The 21,657-nt window shown below is 63.2% G+C and carries 23 protein-coding genes; 16 read left to right on the top strand and 7 right to left on the bottom strand.

From position 1 onward, the window contains the following. Positions 1-67: 67 nt before the first annotated feature. Genes rfbB through LOY34_RS25810 form a run of 7 tightly spaced genes read left to right on the top strand, consistent with a single transcriptional unit; the run spans position 68 to position 7,144 of the window. Entirely contained in the window at positions 68-1,150 is a 1,083-nt protein-coding gene (rfbB, locus tag LOY34_RS25780) for a dTDP-glucose 4,6-dehydratase (protein WP_195885254.1), read from the top strand. Beyond that, the gene (gene rfbA, locus LOY34_RS25785) at positions 1,147-2,019 is read left to right on the top strand and encodes a glucose-1-phosphate thymidylyltransferase RfbA (RefSeq protein WP_045201181.1); all 873 of its coding nucleotides are present in this window, start codon (positions 1,147-1,149) and stop codon (positions 2,017-2,019) included. Before rfbB ends, rfbA begins: the two co-directional genes overlap by 4 nt. After that, on the top strand, positions 2,019-2,564 hold the full coding sequence (rfbC, locus tag LOY34_RS25790) for a dTDP-4-dehydrorhamnose 3,5-epimerase (RefSeq protein WP_045201180.1): 546 nt from the start codon (positions 2,019-2,021) through the stop codon (positions 2,562-2,564). Before rfbA ends, rfbC begins: the two co-directional genes overlap by 1 nt. Continuing rightward, the gene (gene rfbD / locus LOY34_RS25795) at positions 2,561-3,436 is read left to right on the top strand and encodes a dTDP-4-dehydrorhamnose reductase (protein WP_195885255.1); all 876 of its coding nucleotides are present in this window, start codon (positions 2,561-2,563) and stop codon (positions 3,434-3,436) included. Before rfbC ends, rfbD begins: the two co-directional genes overlap by 4 nt. Positions 3,437-3,471: 35 nt before the next feature. After that, positions 3,472-5,286, top strand: a complete 1,815-nt coding sequence (locus LOY34_RS25800; protein ID WP_045201178.1) for an ATP-binding protein — start codon at positions 3,472-3,474, stop codon at positions 5,284-5,286. After that, complete coding sequence (locus LOY34_RS25805) at positions 5,283-6,692, top strand: sigma-54 dependent transcriptional regulator (protein WP_195885256.1); 1,410 nt, start codon at positions 5,283-5,285, stop codon at positions 6,690-6,692. Before LOY34_RS25800 ends, LOY34_RS25805 begins: the two co-directional genes overlap by 4 nt. Next, positions 6,689-7,144, top strand: coding sequence for a YiiD C-terminal domain-containing protein (locus LOY34_RS25810; RefSeq protein WP_195885257.1), 456 nt, complete (start codon positions 6,689-6,691; stop codon positions 7,142-7,144). Before LOY34_RS25805 ends, LOY34_RS25810 begins: the two co-directional genes overlap by 4 nt. Here the strand turns inward: LOY34_RS25810 and cysQ are convergent. Further along, entirely contained in the window at positions 7,133-7,960 is an 828-nt protein-coding gene (gene cysQ, locus LOY34_RS25815) for a 3'(2'),5'-bisphosphate nucleotidase CysQ (protein WP_093378418.1), read from the bottom strand. The two genes, LOY34_RS25810 and cysQ, sit on opposite strands and share 12 nt — an antisense overlap. Then, entirely contained in the window at positions 7,957-8,523 is a 567-nt protein-coding gene (gene nudE / locus LOY34_RS25820) for an ADP compounds hydrolase NudE (protein WP_038998207.1), read from the bottom strand. The genes cysQ and nudE overlap by 4 nt, the downstream gene beginning before the upstream one ends. Positions 8,524-8,602: 79 nt before the next feature. On the opposite strand from nudE, the gene yrfG reads away from it, so the two are divergent. Then, positions 8,603-9,265, top strand: coding sequence for a GMP/IMP nucleotidase (yrfG, locus tag LOY34_RS25825; RefSeq protein ID WP_195885258.1), 663 nt, complete (start codon positions 8,603-8,605; stop codon positions 9,263-9,265). Here yrfG and lysM read toward each other — a convergent pair whose 3' ends face one another. Further along, positions 9,266-9,706 carry a peptidoglycan-binding protein LysM gene (gene lysM, locus LOY34_RS25830; RefSeq protein ID WP_093378408.1) on the bottom strand — a complete coding sequence of 147 codons (441 nt, stop codon included), beginning with the start codon at positions 9,704-9,706 and terminating at the stop codon, positions 9,266-9,268. Positions 9,707-9,790: 84 nt separating this feature from the next. Between lysM and LOY34_RS25835 the strand changes: the two genes are divergently transcribed. The 6 genes from LOY34_RS25835 (at position 9,791) to LOY34_RS25860 (ending at position 16,514) form a co-directional block, all read left to right on the top strand. Beyond that, positions 9,791-10,678 carry a LysR family transcriptional regulator gene (locus tag LOY34_RS25835; RefSeq protein WP_045201172.1) on the top strand — a complete coding sequence of 296 codons (888 nt, stop codon included), beginning with the start codon at positions 9,791-9,793 and terminating at the stop codon, positions 10,676-10,678. A 95-nt stretch (positions 10,679-10,773) separates the two neighbouring features. Beyond that, entirely contained in the window at positions 10,774-11,613 is an 840-nt protein-coding gene (fdhD, locus tag LOY34_RS25840; protein WP_195885259.1) for a formate dehydrogenase accessory sulfurtransferase FdhD, read from the top strand. Next, the gene (locus LOY34_RS25845; RefSeq protein ID WP_195885260.1) at positions 11,610-13,946 is read left to right on the top strand and encodes an FdhF/YdeP family oxidoreductase; all 2,337 of its coding nucleotides are present in this window, start codon (positions 11,610-11,612) and stop codon (positions 13,944-13,946) included. Before fdhD ends, LOY34_RS25845 begins: the two co-directional genes overlap by 4 nt. 210 nt (positions 13,947-14,156) lie before the next feature. Beyond that, positions 14,157-14,636 (top strand): glycine zipper domain-containing protein, encoded by a 480-nt coding sequence (locus tag LOY34_RS25850; protein ID WP_176794206.1) that lies wholly within the window; start codon positions 14,157-14,159, stop codon positions 14,634-14,636. Positions 14,637-14,923: 287 nt separating this feature from the next. Then, positions 14,924-15,736 carry a protein-glutamate O-methyltransferase CheR gene (locus LOY34_RS25855; RefSeq protein WP_195885261.1) on the top strand — a complete coding sequence of 271 codons (813 nt, stop codon included), beginning with the start codon at positions 14,924-14,926 and terminating at the stop codon, positions 15,734-15,736. A gap of 121 nt (positions 15,737-15,857) precedes the next feature. Next, on the top strand, positions 15,858-16,514 hold the full coding sequence (locus LOY34_RS25860; protein WP_026001197.1) for a response regulator transcription factor: 657 nt from the start codon (positions 15,858-15,860) through the stop codon (positions 16,512-16,514). 6 nt (positions 16,515-16,520) lie between these two features. On the opposite strand, the gene LOY34_RS25865 is transcribed toward LOY34_RS25860, so the two are convergent. After that, positions 16,521-16,949 (bottom strand): thioesterase family protein, encoded by a 429-nt coding sequence (locus LOY34_RS25865; RefSeq protein WP_258664083.1) that lies wholly within the window; start codon positions 16,947-16,949, stop codon positions 16,521-16,523. 139 nt (positions 16,950-17,088) lie between these two features. Here LOY34_RS25865 and LOY34_RS25870 point away from each other — a divergent pair, with 139 nt between their 5' ends. Further along, entirely contained in the window at positions 17,089-17,517 is a 429-nt protein-coding gene (locus LOY34_RS25870; RefSeq protein ID WP_258595315.1) for a hypothetical protein, read from the top strand. Positions 17,518-17,661: 144 nt separating this feature from the next. Here the strand turns inward: LOY34_RS25870 and LOY34_RS25875 are convergent, their stop codons facing one another. Continuing rightward, positions 17,662-19,203, bottom strand: coding sequence for a phosphoenolpyruvate carboxykinase (locus tag LOY34_RS25875; RefSeq protein WP_093378388.1), 1,542 nt, complete (start codon positions 19,201-19,203; stop codon positions 17,662-17,664). 179 nt (positions 19,204-19,382) lie between these two features. Then, positions 19,383-20,285: an Hsp33 family molecular chaperone HslO gene (gene hslO, locus LOY34_RS25880; protein WP_045201165.1), complete on the bottom strand. Its 903-nt coding sequence runs from the start codon at positions 20,283-20,285 to the stop codon at positions 19,383-19,385. A gap of 105 nt (positions 20,286-20,390) precedes the next feature. Here hslO and LOY34_RS25885 point away from each other — a divergent pair, with 105 nt between their 5' ends. Beyond that, the gene (locus LOY34_RS25885) at positions 20,391-21,194 is read left to right on the top strand and encodes a phosphatase PAP2 family protein (protein ID WP_195885263.1); all 804 of its coding nucleotides are present in this window, start codon (positions 20,391-20,393) and stop codon (positions 21,192-21,194) included. On the opposite strand, the gene LOY34_RS25890 is transcribed toward LOY34_RS25885, so the two are convergent. Further along, complete coding sequence (locus LOY34_RS25890; RefSeq protein WP_038998195.1) at positions 21,191-21,592, bottom strand: RNA-binding S4 domain-containing protein; 402 nt, start codon at positions 21,590-21,592, stop codon at positions 21,191-21,193. The two genes, LOY34_RS25885 and LOY34_RS25890, sit on opposite strands and share 4 nt — an antisense overlap. Positions 21,593-21,657 lie beyond the last annotated feature (65 nt).

Below are 21,657 nucleotides of genomic sequence, written 5' to 3' on the forward strand. Positions count from 1 at the left end.
GCCTGCACCCGGCCACAAGCTGTGCACCCTAAGTTCAATGTCAGTTACGGAAGAAAGGCAGTCCGACATGCGAATTCTTATCACCGGCGGGGCCGGCTTTATCGGCTCGGCGCTGGTGCGTCACCTGATCACCAATACCGAGCACGAAGTGCTCAACCTCGACAAACTGACCTATGCAGGCAATCTGGAATCGCTGACCAGTATCGCGACCGACACCCGCTATGAGTTCGTCCAGGCGGATATCGTCGATCAGGCCACCGTTAGCGCTGTGCTTGAGCGCTTCAAGCCACATGCGATCATGCACCTGGCGGCAGAGTCGCATGTCGACCGCTCGATTGACGGCCCTTCGGACTTCATCCAGACCAATATCGTCGGCACCTACAGCCTGCTCGAGGCAACTCGCGCCTACTGGCTGAGCCTGCCGGCCGATGAGCGCACGGCGTTCCGTTTCCATCACATTTCCACCGACGAAGTGTATGGCGACCTGCATGGCGTCGATGACCTGTTCAGCGAAACCACGCCTTACGCACCAAGCTCGCCCTACTCCGCCAGCAAGGCTGCGTCCGACCACCTGGTCCGCGCCTGGCAGCGCACCTATGGCCTGCCGGTACTGATCACCAACTGCTCGAACAACTACGGCCCATTCCACTTCCCGGAAAAACTCATTCCGCTGGTGATCCTCAATGCCCTGGCAGGCAAGCCGTTGCCTGTGTATGGCAACGGCCTGCAGGTGCGTGACTGGCTGTTCGTCGAAGACCATGCCCGCGCCCTGCTCAAGGTGGTAACCGAAGGCGAAGTTGGCGAGACCTACAACATTGGCGGCCACAACGAGCAGAAGAACATCGACGTCGTACGCGGCATCTGTGCCCTGCTCGAAGAGCTGGCGCCACAACGTCCGGCTGGCATTGCCAACTACGCCGACCTGATCACCTACGTTCAGGATCGCCCGGGCCATGACCAGCGCTACGCGATCGATGCCAGCAAGATCGAGCGTGAACTGGGCTGGGTTCCCGAAGAAACCTTCGAAACCGGCCTGCGCAAGACCGTACAGTGGTACCTGGACAACCTGCAATGGTGCCAGCGGGTACAAGACGGCAGTTATCAAGGCCAGCGCCTGGGCGCCAGCGAATTCAAGGATCTGATTGCATGACCAAAGGTATCGTCCTGGCGGGCGGCTCCGGCACCCGCCTGCACCCCATCACCCTGGGTGTTTCCAAGCAACTGCTGCCGATCTACGACAAACCGATGATCTACTACCCGATCTCGGTACTGATGCTGGCCGGTATTCGCGAAATCCTGCTGATCTCCACCCCGCAGGATCTTCCGCACTACAAGCAACTGCTGGGTGATGGCAGCCAGTTCGGTATCGAAATGAGCTATGCCGAGCAGCCCTCTCCGGACGGCCTGGCGCAGGCCTTCCTGATCGGCGAAGAGTTCATCGGCAACGATTCGGTCTGCCTGATCCTCGGCGACAACATTTTCCACGGTCAGGGCTTCACTCCGCAGCTGCGCAAGGCAGCCCAGCAGGGTGCCGGTGCCACCGTGTTCGGCTACTGGGTCAAGGACCCGGAGCGTTTCGGCGTCGTCGAATTCGACGATGAAGGCCGCGCCCTTTCCATCGAAGAGAAACCGGCACAACCCAAGTCCAGTTACGCAGTGACAGGCCTATATTTCTACGATAACGACGTGGTCGAGATCGCCAAGGCGGTCAAACCTTCGCCACGCGGCGAGCTGGAAATCACCGACATCAACAACGCCTATCTCAAGCGCGGCGACCTCAATGTCCAGTTGCTCGGGCGCGGTTTCGCCTGGCTGGACACCGGCACCCACGACAGTCTCCTGGAAGCATCGCAATACGTGCAGACCATCGAACACCGTCAGGGCCTCAAGGTCGCCTGCCTTGAAGAAATCGCGTACCAGCAGGGCTGGATCGATGAAGCGCATCTGCTGGAGCGAGGCAAGATGTTCGGCAAGACCGGCTACGGTCAGTACCTGTTCGGTCTCGTAGGGAAACGTTAATGAAAGTAACAGCCAGCGCGCTGCCTGATGTTCTTGTGATCGAGCCGAAGGTCTTCGGGGATGAACGAGGCTTTTTCTTCGAGAGCTTCAATGAGCGCTCGTTCCAGGAAGCAACAGGCATCGATGCCCACTTTGTTCAGGACAATCATTCCGGCTCACAAAAAAATGTGCTGCGCGGTTTGCATTACCAGGTTGAACATACCCAGGACAAGCTTGTGCGGGTAACTGCAGGCGAAGTGCTGGATGTGGCCGTCGATATCCGCCGCCACTCACCGACCTTTGGCCGTTGGGTCAGTGTCAGGCTTTCGGCCCAGAACAATCGCCAGTTGTGGATTCCCAAGGGCTTTGCCCATGGTTTTCTGGTGCTGAGCGACTTCGCCGAGTTTCTCTACAAGACCACTGACTACTATGTGCCGTCTGCCGAGCGCTGCATCCGCTGGGATGACCCGGACCTGGCGATCGACTGGGAACTTGAAAGCGCACCGGTGCTTTCAGCCAAGGACCAGGTCGGCAAGTTCCTGCATGAGGCAGACCTGTTCCCGTGAAGCACAGCCAACCGCGCATCCTCATCGCCGGCCGCAACGGCCAGGTTTCCCAGGCGCTGCAACAGCAACTGGGCGACCTGGCGCAGTTGCAGGTGCTGGGCAGTGACCAGCTCGACCTCGCGCACCCCGAAGCCATCCGTGGCCAGGTGCAGCAGCTCAAGCCCGACCTGATCATCAACGCCGCGGCCCACACTGCGGTGGATCAGGCCGAAAGCGAGCCGGAGCTGGCCTTTGCGATCAACGCCCAGGCTCCCGGCATTTTTGCCGAAGAAGCCGCGAAGCTTGGCATTCCGCTGATCCACTACTCCACCGACTACGTGTTCGATGGCAGCAAGGCCACCCCTTACACGGAGGACGACGAGCCCAACCCGCTCGGCGTCTACGGACGCAGCAAGCTGGCCGGCGAACAGGCGATTACCGCGGTAGGTGGCCAGCATCTGATCCTGCGTACCAGCTGGGTGTACTCACGCCACGGACGCAACTTCCTGCTGACCATGCAGCGCCTGCTGCAGGAAAAGCCCGAGCTGCGCATCGTCGCCGACCAGATCGGCGCGCCGACCTGGGCGGGCACCATCGCCCACAGCACCCGTGCCCTGATCGAACGCTGGCAGGCTGGCCAGGCCGGTGCCTGGGGTGTCTATCACCTGACCGCGCAAGGGGAGACCTCGTGGTTCGGTTTTGCCCAGGCCATTGGCGAGCAACTCAAGGCCCAGGGCCTGTCCTGCGCCAAGCTGTTGCCAATCGCCTCCAGCGATTATCCGACCCCGGCTCGCCGCCCGCTGAACTCGCGCCTCGATTGCAGCCGCCTACAACGCGAGTGGCACGTCAGCCAGCCGCACTGGCAGCAGGCGCTGATCGACTGCCTGAAGTAGCGCATAATGCGCCAGATCATTCTGGCGCAGTTGCGATGAACATAACTCCACCCGTACCCCGCCGCCCTCGCTGGCGCAGCCTGGCCATCCTTGCCGTGTGCCTGGCACCCTTGCTGTGGCCGTTGCAGCACCTCGCCGAGCGCTACTACCAGGACGAACTGGCCGGACAGAACCGCCAGACCCTCGACCTCTACGTGGCCAACCTGCTCGGCACCCTGCACCGTTACGAAACCCTGCCGCAGATCCTCGGCGACCTGCCGGCCCTGCGCGCAGTGCTGGCCGACCCGCTGCGCCTGGAAACCCTGACCAACGCCAACCGCCTGCTCAAGGACATCGCCACCCAGACCGGCGCCGAAGTCATGTACCTGATGGACGCCAACGGCAACACCCTGGCGGCCTCCAACTGGGACAAGCACGACAGTTTCATCGGCCGCAACTTTGCCTTCCGCCCTTATTTCAGCGAAGCCATTGCCGGGCGCCTGGGGCGCTTCTTCGGCCAGGGCACTACCTCGGCCAAGCGTGGTTACTTCTTCGCCGCCGCGGTGCGCGACCGCGATCAGGTGATCGGCGCGCTGGTGGTCAAGGTCGATCTGGACCATACCGAAACCCTCTGGGGCAAGACCCCGGAGCAGCTGCTGCTGACCGACCACAATGGCGTGGTGATCCTGACCTCGCGCCCCGACTGGCGCTTCCGTGCCACCCGGCCATTGAGCGACGCCGAACGCGAAGCCATCGTTGCCATCCAGCCCTACCCGACCCAGTCACCCAAGCCGCTGACCCTCGACCCCAAGGCCTGGCTGACCCAGACCCAGGCCATCGACGAGACCGGCTGGCAGGTCAGCATCCTCGCCCCGCGCACGCTGATCGACCGCTCGGTACGCACGGTGGTGGCCATCGGCGGCGCCACCTTGCTGGTGCTGATGCTGCTGCTTGGCCTGATCATGCAGAGGCGCCGCCACTACATGGACCGCATCGACTTTGAAGCCCACGGCCGCCAGGAGCTGGAAAAGCGCGTGATCGAGCGCACTGCCGACCTCGAAGGCCTCAACAGCCGCCTCAAGGAAGAAGTGCTGGAGCGCGAACAGGCCCAGCAAGAACTGGTGCGCGCCCAGGACGAGCTGGTGCAGGCCGGCAAGTTGTCGGTACTGGGCACCATGTCGGCCAGCATCAGCCACGAACTCAACCAGCCGCTGGCGGCGATCCGCAGCTATGCCGAGAACGCCGAGATCCTCCTCGATCACCAGCGTACCGACGATGCCCGCAGCAACCTTAAGCTGATCAGCGAACTGACCGGGCGCATGGCCTCGATCATCGCCCATCTGCGCGCCTTCGCCCGCCGCGACCGCCACGCCCCGGAAAGCGTGGCCCTGCAACCGGCGCTGGACGACGCACTGGCGCTGCTGGCCAAGCGTCGGCGGGCAATGGCCGTGGAACTGGTGCGCGACCTGCCAGAGGCAACCCTGTGGGTCCAGGCCGGCGAAACCCGCTTGCGCCAGGTGCTCGGCAACCTGCTGGCCAACGCCCTCGACGCGCTGACCGAAAAAGCCAACCCGCGCAAACTCTGGCTCAGTGCCGAACAGCGCGATGGCAACGTCTACCTGTACATACGCGACAACGGTCCGGGCTTCAGCAGCCAGGCCCTGGCCCGCGCCCGCGAGCCGTTTTTCACCACCAAGACGCGCACCCAGGGCCTTGGCCTGGGCTTGGCAATCTGCGATACCTTGATGCGGGCGCTGGGCGGCGAGCTGCTGCTCGGCAACCACCCGGAAGGCGGCGCCCTGCTTACCCTGCAACTGCGCATCGCCAAGCCCGGCGCCACCCTACCCACTTCGGAGGACCCATCGGCATGACGACCGAGCCGCTCATCGACAGCCGCACGCAGGTGATCCTGGTCGACGACGACCCGCACCTGCGCCAGGCGCTGAGCCAGACCCTCGACCTCGCCGGGCTGAAGATCCTGCCCCTGAGCGACGCCCAGGGCCTGGCCGGGCGCATCGAGCGCGACTGGCCGGGCGTGGTGGTCAGCGATATCCGCATGCCTGGCATCGACGGCCTTGAGTTGCTGCAGCAACTGCACGCCCAGGACCCGGAACTGCCGGTATTGCTGATCACCGGCCACGGCGACGTGCCGCTGGCGGTGCAGGCCATGCGTGCCGGCGCCTACGACTTTCTGGAGAAACCCTTCGCCAGCGATGCCCTGCTCGACAGTGTGCGCCGCGCCCTGGCCCTGCGCCGCCTGGTGCTGGACAACCGCAGCCTGCGCCTGGCCCTGAGCGATCGCCAGGAGTTGAGCACGCGCCTGGTCGGCCACTCGGCGCCGATGCTGCGCCTGCGCGAGCAAATTGGCGCATTGGCCGGCACCCGCGCCGATGTGCTGATCCTTGGCGAAACCGGCGCCGGCAAAGAGGTGGTAGCCCGCGCCCTGCACGACCTGTCGAGCCGCCGCGACGGCCCGTTCGTGGCCATCAACGCCGGCGCCCTGGCCGAATCGGTGGTCGAGAGCGAGCTGTTCGGCCACGAGCCAGGGGCTTTCACCGGCGCGCAGAAGCGTCGCATCGGCAAATTCGAATTCGCCAACGGCGGCACGTTGTTTCTCGATGAAATCGAAAGCATGAGCCTGGATGTCCAGGTCAAGCTGCTGCGCCTGCTGCAGGAGCGTGTAGTCGAGCGCCTGGGCGGCAACCAGTTGATCCCGCTGGATATCCGCATCATTGCCGCAACCAAGGAAGACCTGCGCCAGGCCGCTGACCAGGGGCGCTTTCGCGCCGACCTGTATTACCGCCTGAACGTCGCGCCACTGCGCATTCCGCCGCTGCGCGAGCGCGGCGAAGACATCCTGGTGCTGTTCCAACACTTTGCCCACGCCGCCGGCGAGCGCCACGGCCTGCCAGTGCCGGCATTGCAACCGGCGCAACGGGCGTTGCTGCTGCGCCATGAATGGCCGGGCAACGTCCGTGAGCTGCAAAACGCTGCCGAGCGCTTCGCCCTGGGCCTGGAACTGGCCCTGGACGGTGACCTGCCGCCTGCGGCCGACGGCTCCGTGGCCAGCATCGGCAGCGGCAACCTCAGCGAACAGGTCGAGCAGTTCGAACGCTCGCTGATCGCCGCGGAGCTGGCGCGCTCGCACAGTTCACTACGCAGCCTGGCCGAGGCCCTCGGCATCCCGCGCAAGACCCTGCACGACAAGCTGCGTAAACACGGCCTGAGCTTTGGCGACAACCATCACAGCGATGACCTGGAGGACAACCGTCCATGAGCACGGACAGCCACTACCTCGAATCGGTACTGCACAGCGACATCCCGCTGACCCGGCAAATGGGCCTGCAGGTGCTCGACTGGCAGCAGCATTGCCTGCGCCTGCAGCTACCGCTGGAGGCCAACGTCAACCACAAGAGCACCATGTTCGGCGGCAGCCTGTACTGCGCGGCGGTGCTGGTCGGTTGGGGCTGGCTGCACCTGAGGCTGCGCGAAGCGGGGGTCGATGACGGGCATATCGTCATTCAGGAAGGCCAGATCAGTTATCCGCTGCCGGTCATCGGCACAGCCATCGCCACCTGCGCGGCGCCGGAGGAGAAGGTCTGGGAGCGTTTCATCGCCACCTATCAGCGCCGGGGCCGGGCGCGGCTGAACCTGCACACCCAGGTCAGCAATGCCGGCAGCAGCGAGGCTGCCGTGCTATTCAGCGGCCAGTACGTGCTACACCGCTAGGGCTTGTTGCAGCAGCTTGTCGCGCCACGGCGCGGCCGCCGGCAAGGCCAGGAAGAACGGGTTGAGCAAAGACTCGCGCGCAGGGTAGACGAAGGCCTGGCCATCGAGGCCAAGCACTTCGCCGCCGGCGCCTTCGAGCACGCCCTGGGCTGCTGCGGTATCCCACTGCGAGGTCGGCGCCAGGCGCGGGTAGCAATCGGCAACGCCCTCAGCTAATAAGCAGAACTTCAGCGAACTGCCGATATTGGCCAGCTCCAGCTCCCCTACCGACTGGCTCAGGCCGGCCAGCAAGGCTTCCTGTTGCGGGCTGGAGTGCCGACGGCTGGCGACCACGGTAAATCGCTCGCCCGCAGTCGGCGCGTTGCGCACGCTGATGGCCTTAGGCACGCCGCCCGCTTCCGCCAGCCAGGCCCCGAAGCCCTTGCCGCCGTAATAGCAACGCCCGTTGGTGGGAATCGCCACCACGCCAAACACCACCTGGCCTTGCTCGATGAGAGCGATGTTGACGGTGAATTCTTCAGTGCCGGCAATGAATTCCTTGGTGCCATCCAGCGGATCGACCAGCCACCAGCGCTGCCAGCCTTGCCGTTCGCCCAGGGGAATATCGCAGTCCTCTTCCGACAACACCGGGATCTGCGGCGCCAGGGCGCGCAAACCCTCGGCAATGACGTCATGGGCAGCCAGGTCGGCGGCGGTGACCGGCGATTCGTCGGCCTTGGCCGTCACCGCCACATCGGCACGCCAGAACGGCAAAATGGCCTTGCCCGCCTGGCGAGCCAGCTCCACCACGTGCTGCATCAGTTCAATGTCGTTCATAGCGGGAACACCCCACGCTGGCTCAGCAAGTCGCGCACCAGGTACAGCGCCGCCAGGGCCCGGCCTTCGGAAAACTGCGGATGCTGGGCCAGGGCCGAGAGCTCGCGCAGGTTGATCTTGTCGACACGCATCGGCTCGGGCTCATCGCCTTCCAGGCGTTCCTCGTAGAGGTCGGTGGCCAGCACCACCTGGATCTTCTGGCTCATGTAACCCGGTGACAGCGAAAGCTCGGTCAGGTGCTCCAGTTGCCGGGCACCGAAACCTGCTTCTTCCTTGAGCTCTCGGTCGGCCGCCGCCAGCACGTCTTCGCCCGGTTCGATCAGGCCCTTGGGCAACGACAGCTCGTACTCGTCGGTACCGCCGCAGTACTCCTCCACCAGCACCGCGTGCTCGGCGTCGAGCATCGCCACGATCATCACCGCGCCATAGCCGTTGCCGCGCCCGACCAGGCGCTCGTAGGTGCGCTCGGCGCCGTTGGCAAAGCGCAATTGCACGGCTTCGACGCGAAACAGGCGACTGCTGGCGACAATCTCGCGAGAGAGGACGGTGGGTTTCTGGCGCATGGGGCGGCTCCTTGGCGTGAACGGGTTACTATACCGTGGCTTGCCCGGCCGCTGCCTAATGACTGTTCGAGAATTTCATATGCCCGTTTTAGCCTGGTCCACCATCGATACCGTCCTGCTGGACATGGACGGCACCCTGCTCGACCTGCACTTCGACAACCATTTCTGGCTCGAACAGCTACCCCAGCGCTACGCCGAACTGCACGGCATCAGCCGGGCCATGGCCGAGCTCGAGCTGCAGCCGCTGTTCGAGCAGCACGCCGGCTCGCTGAACTGGTACTGCCTGGACTTCTGGAGCCGCGAGCTGAACCTCCCGGTGCGCGAGCTGAAGCTTGAGACCGCCCACCTGATCGCCCTGCGCCCGGATGCCGACACCTTTTTGCAGGCGATCAAACAGGCCGGCAAGCGGGTGATCCTGATCACCAACGCCCATCGCGATTCGCTGTCGCTGAAACTGGAGCGGGTGGAGCTGGCGCCTTACTTCGAGCGCCTGATCAGCTCCCATGACTACGGCTACCCCAAGGAGAACCCGCAGTTCTGGAGCGCCCTGCAGGCCGATATCGGCTTCAGCCCGCAACGCAGCCTGTTTATCGACGACACCTTGTCGATCCTGCGCAGCGCCCGCGACTTCGGCGTGGCGCACCTGCTTGCGGTGCGCCAGCCCGATAGCCGCAAAGGGCCGCGGGATACCGAAGAGTTCGCCGCGGTGGAAGACTACCGGGCGTTGCTCGAAGGGTTGTGATTACTCGGGGATGCGCAGGGTCTGGCCCGGGTAGATCTTGTCCGGGTGGCTGAGCAGCGGCTTGTTGGCTTCAAAAATCTTGTTGTACTGGTTGGCATTGCCGTACACGGCCAGGGAAATGGCGCTCAGGGTGTCGCCTTTCTTGACCACGACGAAGCGGGCCGCCGCAACAACCGGGCCGGTAACGGTGATCTGGTCATCCACCGACTCCACACCTGCAATGTTGCCCAGCGCCAGGAGGATTTTTTCCTTCTCTTCCTGAGTCGCCACCTCGCCGGTGACGGTCACCTTGCTGCCCTCGACAGTTGTCTGAATGTTCGGATTGCCCAAGCCTACCTTGGAGACATGCTCCTTCAACTGCTCGCTGGCATTGGCATTACCCGGGGTCAACAGGTCGATAAGTTTCTCGCCTGCTTCTTTGACGAAACTGAAAATGCTCATACCGCTCTCCTTGGTGATGAATCTCGGAGCCTGGAGTCTAGGACAGGTTAGAATGCTTCGCCTGCTTTGCGCCGTGGAGCGACGATGGACATCAAACAACTCAAATTCCTCATCGCCCTGGATGAAACCCGCCACTTCGGCCAGGCCGCCGCCCGCTGCCACGTGACCCAGCCAACCCTGTCGATGCGCTTGCGCAACCTGGAGCAAGAGCTGGACCTGGCCCTGGTCAACCGTGGCCAGCGCTTCGAGGGCTTCACCGCCCAGGGCGAGCGGGTGCTGGCCTGGGCGCGCTCGGTGATCGCCGCCTACGATGGCCTGAACGCCGAAGCGGCCGCCTGCCGTGGCCACCTGGTCGGTACCCTGCGCCTGGGCGTGGTGCCGTTGTCGAGCTTCGACCCCTTGCCATTGTTACGGCGCATGCACCAGCAGCACCCGGAACTGCGCTTCGAACTCAGCGCCCTGAGCTCCGAGCAGATCCTCGAACAGCTGACCAGCAACCAGCTGGACCTGGGCGTGTCATACCTTGACCGGCTCGACCACGAACGCTTCCAGGCGCTGCCGCTGGGCGAGACGCGCATGGGGCTTTTATATGATCCAGATCATTTCCGCTTCGACGAGCAGCCCCTAAGCTGGCAACAGCTGACCGAACTGCCGCTGGGCTTGCTCACCGCCGGCATGCATTTTCGCCAGTCGATCGACCATAACTTCCACAGCCGCGGCCTGACCCCGCAGCTGTTGCTGCAGACCGATGCCGTCCATCAGTTGGCCCAGGCCGTCAGCGGCGGCCTGTGCTGCGCGATCATGCCGTTGGCGGCAGGACTGGAAGTGCTCACCGAACGGCTGCGCCTGCAACCGATCGAACAGGCCTGCACCCTGGCACCATTGGGCCTGATCATGCGCCGCACGGCGCCGCGCTCGGCCCTGGCCGAGGTGTGCCTGGGCGAATATCAAGCGCTGCGCGGCGAGGCTTGATCGACGCCGTCTATCAAAGCATCAGCATTAGCGATTAGACGATACCCGAGCGCAAGCCTAGGCTTAAAGCTGAACAGCCGCCGGTACCTCTGCTGATGAGCACTAAACCCCCGGCCTGTGAGGCGTCCACCCCGCTTGTGACTGCGCCCGCGGCCAGCAACACCTACGACTACTGCCACCTTGACGACGACAGCCAGGCCCATACCGCACTGGCCGAGGAAGTCGCATTGGCGATCGCCTATAACGGCATCAGCCAGGCCGTGATGCTGGTCAGCCCCACGGACCTTGAAGACTTTATCGTCGGCTTCAGCATCGGCAGCGGCATCATCGCTTCGGCCAACGAGATCTACGACGTCAAGTTCACCGGCAACGGTTCTGCCGTGCATGCCGAAGTCGAGATTGCCAACCGCGCCTTCTGGAACCTCAAGACCCAGCGCCGGCAACTGGCCGGCACCAGTGGCTGTGGCCTGTGCGGTGTAGAGGCGGTGGAGCAGGCGCTGCCCGACCTTGCCGTGCTGCCCGGCGCTCCGCTGCCACCCGCGCATTGGCTGGCCGGCCTGCGCCAGCGCATGGATGCCTTCCAGCCCCTGGGCCAGCACTGCGGCGCGGTGCATGCGGCACTGTTCATGAACAACCAGGGCGAGATCCTTCTGGGCCGCGAAGACATCGGCCGGCACAACGCCCTCGACAAGTTGATCGGTGCCCTGGTGCGCCAGCACATCAGCCTCGACGGCGGCCTGGCGATCGTCACCAGCCGCTGCAGCCTGGAGTTGATCCAGAAGGTGCTGCGCGCCGGCATCCAGACCCTGGTCAGCCTGTCCTCGCCTACCGGCCTGGCCCTGCATTGGGCACGGCGGCACAACCTCAACCTTATTCACCTGCCCAAACACAGCGCACCACGGGTGTTCAGCCCCGTGCGGGAGAACCGAACGTGAGCCTGCATCACCAAGCCGACCACAAGCCTGTGCCCCGCTACAAACCCTACCACGGCGCCGCTGGCGGCTGGGGCGCGCTGCGCAGCGTGGCCCAGGCCTGGATCGGCAGCGACAATGCCCTAAAGAACATCCGCGCGCTGCTCAAGACCAACCAGAACGGCGGCTTCGACTGCCCTGGCTGCGCCTGGGGCGACTCGCCGGAAAGCGGCATGGTCAAGTTCTGCGAAAACGGCGCCAAGGCGGTGAACTGGGAAGCGACCAAGCGCCGCGTCGATGCCGCGTTCTTCGCCCGCCACAGCGTCACTTCGCTGCTGGCCCAGAGCGACTACTGGCTCGAATACCAGGGCCGGCTGACCGAACCGATGGTCTACGACGCCAGCACCGACCGCTACCAACCAATCGACTGGGATGGCGCCTTCGCCCTGATCGCCGAACACCTGCAACAGCTCGAAAGCCCGGACCAGGCCGAGTTCTATACCTCTGGCCGGGCCAGCAACGAGGCGGCCTACCTGTACCAACTGTTTGTGCGCGCCTACGGCACCAACAACTTCCCCGACTGCTCGAACATGTGCCACGAGGCCAGCGGCGTGGCCCTGGGGCAGAGTGTCGGGGTCGGTAAAGGCACGGTGACTTTCGACGACTTCGAACATGCCGACGCGATCTTCGTCTGGGGCCAGAACCCCGGCACCAACCACCCGCGCATGCTCGAACCGCTGCGCGAAGCGGTCAAGCGCGGCGCCCAGGTGGTCTGCGTCAACCCGCTGAAAGAACGCGGCCTGGAACGCTTCCAGCATCCGCAGCACCCGCTGGAAATGCTCACCAACGGCGACCGCCCGACCAACACCGCCTACTTCCGCCCAGCCCTGGGCGGCGACATGGCGGTGCTGCGCGGCATGGCCAAGTTCCTATTGCAGTGGGAGCGTGAAGCCCAGGCCAACAATGCCCCGGCGATCTTCGATCACGACTTTCTCAACCAGCATACCCAGGACGTACTGGGCTACCTGGCCGCGGTCGACGCCACCTCCTGGGAGCAGATCACCGCGCAATCGGGCCTGACCCTGGCCGAGATCGAGCAAGCCGCGCGCATGTACTGCAGGGCCAAGAAGGTCATCATGTGCTGGGCCATGGGCATCACCCAGCATCGCCATTCGGTGGCGACCATCCAGGAAATCGCCAACCTGATGCTGCTGCGCGGTAACCTCGGCGTTCCCGGTGCCGGCCTGTGCCCGGTGCGTGGCCACAGCAACGTGCAGGGCGACCGCACCATGGGCATCAACGAACGGCCGCCGGTGGCCCTGCTCGATTCCCTGGAGCGCCGCTTCGGCTTCAAGGTACCGCGCCACAATGGCCACAACACCGTCGAGGCGATCCGCGCCATGGCCGACGGCCAGGCCAAGGTGTTTATTGCCCTGGGCGGCAACTTCGCCCAAGCCACCCCGGACACCGAACGCACCGCCCAGGCCCTGCGCAACTGCGCGCTGACCGTGCAGATCAGCACCAAGCTCAACCGCAGCCACCTGCTGCATGGTAAGCAGGCGCTGATTCTGCCGTGCCTGGGCCGGACCGATATCGACCTGCAGGACCAAGGCCCGCAGGCAGTAACGGTGGAAGACTCGTTCAGCATGGTCCACGCCTCCAATGGCCAGTTGCAGCCACTGTCGCGGCAAATGCGCTCAGAGCCTGCAGTGATCGCCGGGATTGCCAACGCCACCCTCGGTGCCAAGCCTGTGGACTGGAACTGGCTGATCGCCGATTACGGGCGCATCCGCGACCTGATCGACCAGACCATCCCCGGCTTTGACAACTTCAACCAGCGCCTGCAAAACCCGGGCGGCTTCTACCTGGGTAACAGCGCCGGCCAGCGGCAATGGAAGACCGCCAGCGGCCGGGCCAACTTCAAGGCCAACGCCCTGCCGGACGACCTGCTGCACGAGCGTGTGCGCGCCAGCGGCCAGGTGCCGGACCTGATCATGCAGTCGATGCGCTCGCACGATCAGTACAACACCACCATCTATGGCCTGGATGACCGCTACCGTGGGGTCAAGGGCCAGCGCAACGTGCTGTTCGCCAATGAAGCCGACATCGTCCGCCTGGGCTTCCACCCCGGGGACAAGGCCGATATCGTCTCGTTGTGGAGCGATGGTCGCGAGCGGCGGGTCAAGGGCTTCACCCTGCTGGCCTTCGATATTCCGGCCGGCCAGGCGGCGGCCTACTATCCGGAGGTCAACCCGCTGGTGCCGCTGGAGAGCGTGGGCGATGGCAGCCACACGCCGACCTCCAAGTTCGTCGCGATCCAGTTGCAACCTGCCAGCGACAACGCCCGGATCCTCTGACAGAATCGGCGGCAAACAGGCACAAAAAAGGCCCTGACATCACTGTCAGGGCCGCGTTCCAAGTAAGCTCAGACACGCGAAAAACGATAAAGTTTCACAGTGAAAACAGTAACTTAGAAAATTGTGTACAACTCGTGTTACTCGTCGGATTTCGTTTGCCAGCCCCCCTCCCCAGCCTCAGGATCGCCTCGTCATCCCTATGAGGCTTTCTTGATGAAGTACTCCTCGATTCTGTTGTTGTCTCTTGGCCTGCTCAGCGGCGTTGCCTCGGCAGGTGGCACCACCGAAGCCGGTATTGGCGGCGCATTGGGTGGGGTACTGGGCTCGGTGGTCGGTCAGTCGATCGGCGGCAGCACCGGCGGTGCAATCGGTGCGGGCCTGGGCGGCGCAGCCGGCAGTGCGGTCGGTGCCGACAAGCGCCAGCGCGGTGAAGCCGCAATCGGTGGTGCCCTGGGCGCAGCCGGCGGCAACGTGGTCGGCCGCAGCATGGGCGGCACCACCGGTAGCTATATCGGTGCGGCCGCAGGCGGTGGTGCCGGCGGCGCGCTGGGTAACTACATGGGCAACAAGGCCGATGAAGACGAGCGCGATGACCGTCGCTACCGTCGCGGCTACGACGACCGTCGTTACTACGACCGTGGCCACCACTACGGCCACCGCAAGCACAAAAAGCACTGGCGTCACCGCTGAAGCCTGTCGGGCTTAAGCCAAACTCCTAGTCCCTGCCCCCATGGGCAGGGATCGCTGCATCACCCCGCGCGTTACCGATCAAGCCCTGCAGGCCGATCTTCCGGCCAGTCCCGGCAGGCCCTGAATTCCCTTCTGCTTGCCAGCCACCTGTGACCTAGGGGCAACCCCGATTCTGGCGGTTATAGCCAGTAGCTATCATCGGCCGTTCCCAATCAGCCAATGGACGCAGGGAATGCGCAGCTATCACACAAAGACGGCCCGATTGCCCTGTGCACGAGGGGTGTGAGATGCCTGCCGGCAGCCGCCCTCCGTTACTGAGCGAAGCCCAGTTCCTGCGCTTTCGCACCCTGGTCAGCCAGCGCACCGGCGTGTTCCTCGCCGCCGACCGCCGCGCCGCCGTGGCAGCGCGCCTGGGAAAGCGCCTGCGGCACCTGCAACTGGCCTCCTTCGAACAGTACCTGCATCTGGTCGAACAGCCTGACCAGCAGCAGGAACAACAGCGGGTGCTCGACCTGCTGGTTGCCCGCGACAGCTACTTCTTCCGCGAACATCGCCATTTCGAATTCCTCGCCCAGTGGCTGCGCGACATGCCCCGCCCGTTAAGGCTCTGGAGCGCTGCCTGCGCCTCTGGCGAAGAAGCCTACAGCCTGGCCATGGTCGCCAGCGAACACGCCGTGAACGACGACTGGAGCGTGCTGGCCAGCGACGTCAGCCGCAACCTGCTCGAGCAGGCAGGCGAAGGCATCTATGACGTCACCCAGGCCCGTTACTTTCCCGAAGGCTGGCTGCAACGCTACTGCTTGTGCGGCGTCGGCGAAATGGCCGGGCGCATGCGCATGGTGGCGTCCCTGCGCGAGCGCCTGCAGTTTCGCCCGATCAACTTGATCCAGTCGCTGCCCACCGACCTGGGCCTGTTCGATGTGATTTTTCTGCGCAATCTGCTGACCTATTTCAGTCAGGATGAGAAGCAGCGCGTGGTTCATCGCCTGCTGGCCTGCCTGCGCCCGGGTGGCCTGCTGCTGATCGGGCATAGCGAGAGCATCCACGGCCTCGACCTGCCCTTGCGGCCGATCCTGCCCTCGGTGTTCGAACGCCTATGATGGCCGGCGCTGCCGGGACCTGCGGCAGGCCCCCGATACTGATCGCGCCACCGCGCGGCAGCGCTCATCCGGACCGAGCAAACCTGCCGCCCCTCTTCTTTTGCGAAACAGGCTCGAACCCATGCTTTGCCGAATACTACTTGCCGATGACTCGCCGCTCTTTCGAGCGGGCCTGCGAGCGCTGCTCGAACAAAAAAAACAATACGCCGTAGTCGGTGACGCAGGCGACGGCATGACCGCTGTCGCCCTGGCCGAGAAGCTCAAGCCCGACATTATCCTGCTGGACATGACCGCCGACACCCTCGACAGCGAGCAGATCCTGCGTGAGCTGTTTTTGCGCGTGCCCTCAAGCCATGTATTGATGCTCTCGTCGCGCTCGGAGCTGGACTTCGTCATGCGTTGCCTGCAGCTGGGTGCTCACGGGTTTCTGCTCAAGAGCGCCACCGTACTGGAGCTGGAGCAAGCCCTGCAGGCGCTGAAAAACGGCGGCCAGTACCTGTCGTCAGCGGTGCTGCCGATGGTCATTGGCCAGGCGGTGAAGCACAGCCGCAAGCGTCCCAGCGGCAGCACCACGATGCAGTTGACTGCGCGCCAGCTGGAAATCCTGCGCTTGATTGCCCGCGGCGAGTCGACCCGCTCGATTGCCGACGGCCTCGGCCTGAGCGTGAAGACTATCGAGGCGCACCGCTCGCAGATCATGCATCGCCTGCAGATTCACGATGTACCCGGCCTGGTGCTGTTTGCCGTACGCGAAGGCATCATCCGCCTCAACGATTGAGCGGTCTCAGCCTTGCAAGCGCTCCAATGCCGCCTGCAGCGTGGCCGGCAACTGCGCCGGCCGCCCTGACTCGCGCTCGACGAACACCTGCACCACCTTGCCGGCCGCGCAAGGCTGCCCGTCCTCGACCCGGAACAACGCCAACTGGTACTCCACCGAACTGCCCGCCAGGCGTGCCACCCGCAGGCCGACTTCAAGGGTGTCGGGGAAGGCCGGCAAGGCGAAAAAATCCGCCGCCGAACTGACCACGAACCCGGCCACCTCGCCTTCCTGCAAATCCAGCCCGGCCTGTTGCAGCAGGTAGGCCTGGATCGCAGTGTCGAAGTAGGCGTAAACCGTGGCACCGGCTATATGGCCATTGAGGTCGCTGTCCTGCCAGCGGCTGAGGATCGGGTGCAGGTGGGGATAGGCTTGGCGCTGAGGGAGTTCGGACATGAGGGACCTGAGACACTTGTGGAAGAGTGCGAAGCTTCCCACAAACACTTCAGAAGCCCTATAGTTGCAATCAACTATAGATTGCATAGCATGGATCGACCTTATGAAGCAGAGACATTCACCCATGCCAACTCATAACATGGACCATGCCGAACTCAGCAAGATGGTCGAGATTGGCTGCATCAACACCACGCATGTAGTCGCGCAAGCGGGGGGCTGGGCTGTTCAAGTCTCCGCCAGGGACCAGGAGCACATACTCACTGCACAACGCAGTGGCAATGTCCGGTTGTTCAAAAAACTCGAGACGCTGGTGAGCTATCTCCAGGCGCTAGGCATTGACTACTTCAAGGTCGACACTTCCAGCTACGACCCCGAGACACTCCAGACCTATCAAAGACCTGATCGTGCCCAGGCCCTTAAAACAGCACATGAAGCGGCGGCCTACGAAACCTGGTTCAGCGCACAAGTCGAAGCCAGCCTGCAGGACACTACTCCGTCAATCGAGGATGATGAAGCTCGCCGCTTGTTCGCCGAGCGCCGCGCAGCGCTGAAAGCTCGTTCGCATTGATGAGACTGGTGTGGCGAGCCATGGCACTGAGCGACCGCGAACTGATCATGGACCACATTGCAGCCGACAACCCGGAAGCGGCAATCGCACCGGAAAACAAAAAGCCGCCCCTAAGGGCGGCTTTTTGTTTACGCAGGCTTCAGCTTACAGCTGTGGGCCAGCAGCCTTGATGGCGTCGGACACTTCGAACTTCTTGAAGTTTTCGATGAACAAGCCAGCCAGGGCTTTTGCAGCTTCATCGTAAGCAGCCTGGTCAGCCCAGGTGTTGCGTGGGTTGAGCAGGTTGGTTTCAACGCCCGGTACGGCCAGTGGCACGTCGAGGTTGATGGTGTCCAGGTGCTCGGTTTCGCTGCCGATCAGGGCGCCGCTCTGGATCGCTGCGATCACCGCGCGGGTGGTCGGGATGTTGAAGCGCTTGCCCACACCGTAGCCACCGCCGGTCCAGCCGGTGTTGACCAGGTAGACCTTGGAGCCGAAACCGCGGATACGCTTGATCAGCAGCTCTGCGTATTCGCCAGCCGGACGCGGGAAGAACGGCGCGCCGAAGCAGGTGGAGAAGGTCGACTTGATGCCGCTGCCCGAACCCATTTCGGTCGAGCCCACCAGAGCGGTGTAGCCGGACAGGAAGTGGTAGGCCGCTTGTTCTTCGTTGAGGATCGACACTGGCGGCAGCACGCCGGTCAGGTCGCAGGTCAGGAAGATGACCGCGTTAGGCTCGCCACCGAGGTTCTTCTCGGAACGCTTGGCAACGTGCTCCAGCGGGTAGGCGGCGCGGCTGTTCTGGGTCAGGCTGACATCGGTGTAGTCGGCGTGCTTGGCATCGTCGATGACGACGTTTTCCAGTACTGCGCCGTGCTTGATGGCTTTCCAGATGACCGGCTCGTTCTTCTCGGACAAGTCGATGCACTTGGCGTAGCAGCCACCTTCGATGTTGAAGACAACGCCTTCGCCCCAACCGTGCTCGTCGTCGCCGATCAGGTAGCGGCTTTCGTCAGCCGACAGGGTGGTCTTGCCGGTACCCGACAGACCGAAGAACAGGGTCACGTCGCCCTCTTCGCCGATGTTGGCGGCGCAGTGCATCGGCAGCACGTCGGCAGCCGGCAGCAGGAAGTTCTGTACCGAGAACATGGCCTTTTTCATTTCACCGGCGTAACGCATGCCGGCGATCAGGACTTTCTTCTGGGCGAAGTTGAGGATCACGCAACCATCGGAGTTGGTGCCGTCACGCTCAGGCACGCACTCGAAGTTGGCAACGTTGAGCACTTGCCACTGATCACGGCCAGCAGGGTTGTACTGTTCAGGATTGATGAACAGGCAACGACCGAACAGGTTCTGCCAGGCAGTCTGGGTGGTCATCTTCACTGGCAGGTAGTGATCGGCAGCCGCGCCTACGTGAACGTAGGAAACGAAGTGATCCTGGGCGTTGTTGAACGCCTCGACGCGGTCCCACAGGGCATCGAACTTGTCGGCCGGGAACTTGCGGTTGATCGGGCCCCAGGCGATGGCGTCCTGAGTGGACGGCTCTTCGACGATGAAACGATCCACCGGCGAACGACCGGTACGGTGACCGGTTTTCACGACCAGCGCGCCAGTATCGGCCAGCTCGCCTTCACCGCGGTTCAGCGCTTCTTTTACCAGCTCATCGACGCTCAGGTCGGTGTAGACGGTGTTGTTGGCTTGCGTCATGAGATTCCCCATCCGGCCTGCGGCCGAGTGCTCCAAACGTTTTGTAGTAGAGCTTTGAAAACTACTACAGCGAAAAAAGTGGCCGGATTATGCCAGAAACGCCCAAAAAAAGTAGGGCCCTCCTGTCAGAACGGCGTGTTTCCGGCGTTAGACAGGAGATTTACCTGTGGTGAAACGTTTTAGTGACGAGTATCTGACGGTGTGTCTACACCGCCACCGGCGAACAATTGCTCGATATCGGCGGCATCGAATTGGTAGCGCTGATTGCAGAACTGGCAATCGACTTCGATCTGGCCGCCATGCTCGTTGATCAGCTCCAGCGCGTCATGCTTGCCCAGGCTCACCAGGGCATTGCCGGAGCGCTCACGGGAGCAGCTGCAGCGAAAATGCAGCGGCTGGATATCGAACAGGCGCACGGCATCCTCGTGATACAGCCGATGCAGCACAGTCTCGTTGTCCAGGCCCAGCAGTTCCTCGGCCTTCAGGGTATTGGCCAGCGCCTTGACGTGGTTCCAGCTTTCCTCGCGTTCCTCGATGTCCTTCTGGCGGTCGGCCGGCAGCTGCTGCACCAGCAGACCGCGGGCACGAATGCCGTCGGCGGCCAGGGTGATGCAGGTGTTGACCTGCTGGGACATGACGAAATAGTTGGTGAAGCATTCCGACAGATCCTTGCCGTCCAGTTCCACCGTACCCTGGTAGCGCTGGCCGTTGACCGGAATGATGGTCAGCACCAGGTGGCCGCCAGGCATCAGATCGGCGAGGGTTGCATCATCCTTGATCTGCTCGGCCGCATAACGGGCCAGGCCACGAATTTCGTGCTCGCTGGTGCACTCGATAGCCAGCAGGGGCACCGGCCCGCTCGACTGCGCCTGGAGGATCAGCAGGCCATCGAACTTCAGCGTACCGACCAGCAGCGCGGCTGCCGCCATCAGCTCGCCGAGCAGCTGTGCCACAGGCTGCGGATAAGGGTGCTTGGCCAGCACTTCGGCGTAGCTGCGCTCCAGCCCGACCATTTCACCGCGAACGTCGCGGTCGTCGAAAAGGAAGCGTTGTGTGTAGTCGGTATCTGGCAAATCGGACATGGGCTTTGGCTTTCTGAATGATGACAAAATAATTTCAAGGGCCTATAAAGCCCAGTCTAGAGCACCAGAATGGTGCACTCGTGGTTCGCAGCAAAGAGGTAGTTTATGGACAATTCTTCACTGTTCCAAGCAAGGTGGGCTTGGGGTCCCTTGATTCTCTGCACGGTTTTGCCCGTTGCTCTACTGTGTTTCTGGTTGTGGCCTGTTGGCCAGATCATCTGCCTGACTTTCGACGAATGGCTGTTTCACCTGCTCAACCGGCCACTGGCCGACAATAGCGTCTGGCGTTACATCTGGACCGTCGGCAGCCTGCGCCCGTTCGATATTGTCGTCGGCCTGATCCTCCTCAGCCTGCTGATCCGTGGCGACTGGGTATTCAAGGCCAGCCAGGTGCGCCAGGCCTTCTTCGGCTTCTTCGCTACCCTGATCCTGCTGCTGGTGATCCGCGCGCTGTTCTCGAAATGGATGAACGCCATGGGCTGGCAGCACAACAGCCCGTCGATGGTGTTCAGCGATGCCATTCACCTCAGCGATTTCTACCCGCATCTTGAAGCACGCTGGGAACTCAAGGACCGCTCCAGCCAGAGCTTCCCTGGCGATCACGCCTCGGTGCTGCTGATCTGGGCGATGTTCATGAGCCTGTTCAGCCGCAAGCTGCTACAGCAACTGCTGGTCTGGGCCCTGGCGCTGCTGTTCATGTTGCCGCGCCTGGTGGCCGGCGCACACTGGGGCCAGGACGACTACATCGGCGGCGTGCTGATGGCGGTACTGGCCTTGGGCTGGAGCTGCTATACCCCGTTTGCCGCCAAGGCCAGCGCTGCCCTGCTGCGCCTGAGCGCACCGCTGTTCGAGCTCATGGCGCGGCTGCCACTGCTCGGGCGCCTGAATGTGGTCAACCCGCGCGCTTAACCGGCGCTGTCATGCAACTGATGCAGCTGGCGCCGCTGTTTCTTGGTGGGCCGGCCATCAGTACTGACCCCCAGGGCACCGGCCTTGCGCATCGCCGCAGCCTGTTCCCGGCGGGCGATGCTCTGCGCGGTTTCCTCGTATAGCGCCTGAGCTTCAGGCGCGCCGCGACGCACTACCGACAGCGCCTTGACCACCACCGTACGCTCGTCAAAGCCGGTACGCAGGACGAACTCATCGCCCAACCGCGGCTCCTTGCCCGGCTTGCAGCGCTCGCCCCGGCAATGCACCTTGCCGCTTTCGATGGCCGCCTTGGCCAGCGCCCGGGTCTTGTAGAAGCGCGCCGCCCATAGCCATTTATCCAGACGGACCTTGTCATCCTCTTCCGGCTTTTGTGCCATGACATTTCCCCACTTATTTTCGTAAAGGGAACTGTACTACCGTATCTGGCGGATGCAAAAAACAC

Origin of the sequence: Pseudomonas sp. B21-009, assembly GCF_024749345.1 — a bacterium.
Lineage (GTDB): Bacteria > Pseudomonadota > Gammaproteobacteria > Pseudomonadales > Pseudomonadaceae > Aquipseudomonas.

Coding starts and splice junctions, on each gene's coding strand:
- nudE (WP_038998207.1), bottom strand. CDS start 8,523: ATGCGCCAGAAACCCACCGTCCTCTCTCGCGAGATTGTCGCCAGCAGT.
- hslO (WP_045201165.1), bottom strand. CDS start 20,285: ATGTCCGATTTGCCAGATACCGACTACACACAACGCTTCCTTTTCGAC.
- LOY34_RS25805 (WP_195885256.1), top strand. CDS start 5,283: ATGACGACCGAGCCGCTCATCGACAGCCGCACGCAGGTGATCCTGGTC.
- rfbA (WP_045201181.1), top strand. CDS start 1,147: ATGACCAAAGGTATCGTCCTGGCGGGCGGCTCCGGCACCCGCCTGCAC.
- rfbB (WP_195885254.1), top strand. CDS start 68: ATGCGAATTCTTATCACCGGCGGGGCCGGCTTTATCGGCTCGGCGCTG.
- fdhD (WP_195885259.1), top strand. CDS start 10,774: ATGAGCACTAAACCCCCGGCCTGTGAGGCGTCCACCCCGCTTGTGACT.
- LOY34_RS25885 (WP_195885263.1), top strand. CDS start 20,391: ATGGACAATTCTTCACTGTTCCAAGCAAGGTGGGCTTGGGGTCCCTTG.
- cysQ (WP_093378418.1), bottom strand. CDS start 7,960: ATGAACGACATTGAACTGATGCAGCACGTGGTGGAGCTGGCTCGCCAG.
- rfbC (WP_045201180.1), top strand. CDS start 2,019: ATGAAAGTAACAGCCAGCGCGCTGCCTGATGTTCTTGTGATCGAGCCG.
- LOY34_RS25865 (WP_258664083.1), bottom strand. CDS start 16,949: ATGTCCGAACTCCCTCAGCGCCAAGCCTATCCCCACCTGCACCCGATC.
- LOY34_RS25835 (WP_045201172.1), top strand. CDS start 9,791: ATGGACATCAAACAACTCAAATTCCTCATCGCCCTGGATGAAACCCGC.
- lysM (WP_093378408.1), bottom strand. CDS start 9,706: ATGAGCATTTTCAGTTTCGTCAAAGAAGCAGGCGAGAAACTTATCGAC.
- LOY34_RS25875 (WP_093378388.1), bottom strand. CDS start 19,203: ATGACGCAAGCCAACAACACCGTCTACACCGACCTGAGCGTCGATGAG.
- yrfG (WP_195885258.1), top strand. CDS start 8,603: ATGCCCGTTTTAGCCTGGTCCACCATCGATACCGTCCTGCTGGACATG.
- LOY34_RS25800 (WP_045201178.1), top strand. CDS start 3,472: ATGAACATAACTCCACCCGTACCCCGCCGCCCTCGCTGGCGCAGCCTG.
- LOY34_RS25890 (WP_038998195.1), bottom strand. CDS start 21,592: ATGGCACAAAAGCCGGAAGAGGATGACAAGGTCCGTCTGGATAAATGG.
- LOY34_RS25870 (WP_258595315.1), top strand. CDS start 17,089: ATGGACCATGCCGAACTCAGCAAGATGGTCGAGATTGGCTGCATCAAC.
- LOY34_RS25810 (WP_195885257.1), top strand. CDS start 6,689: ATGAGCACGGACAGCCACTACCTCGAATCGGTACTGCACAGCGACATC.
- LOY34_RS25855 (WP_195885261.1), top strand. CDS start 14,924: ATGCCTGCCGGCAGCCGCCCTCCGTTACTGAGCGAAGCCCAGTTCCTG.
- LOY34_RS25860 (WP_026001197.1), top strand. CDS start 15,858: ATGCTTTGCCGAATACTACTTGCCGATGACTCGCCGCTCTTTCGAGCG.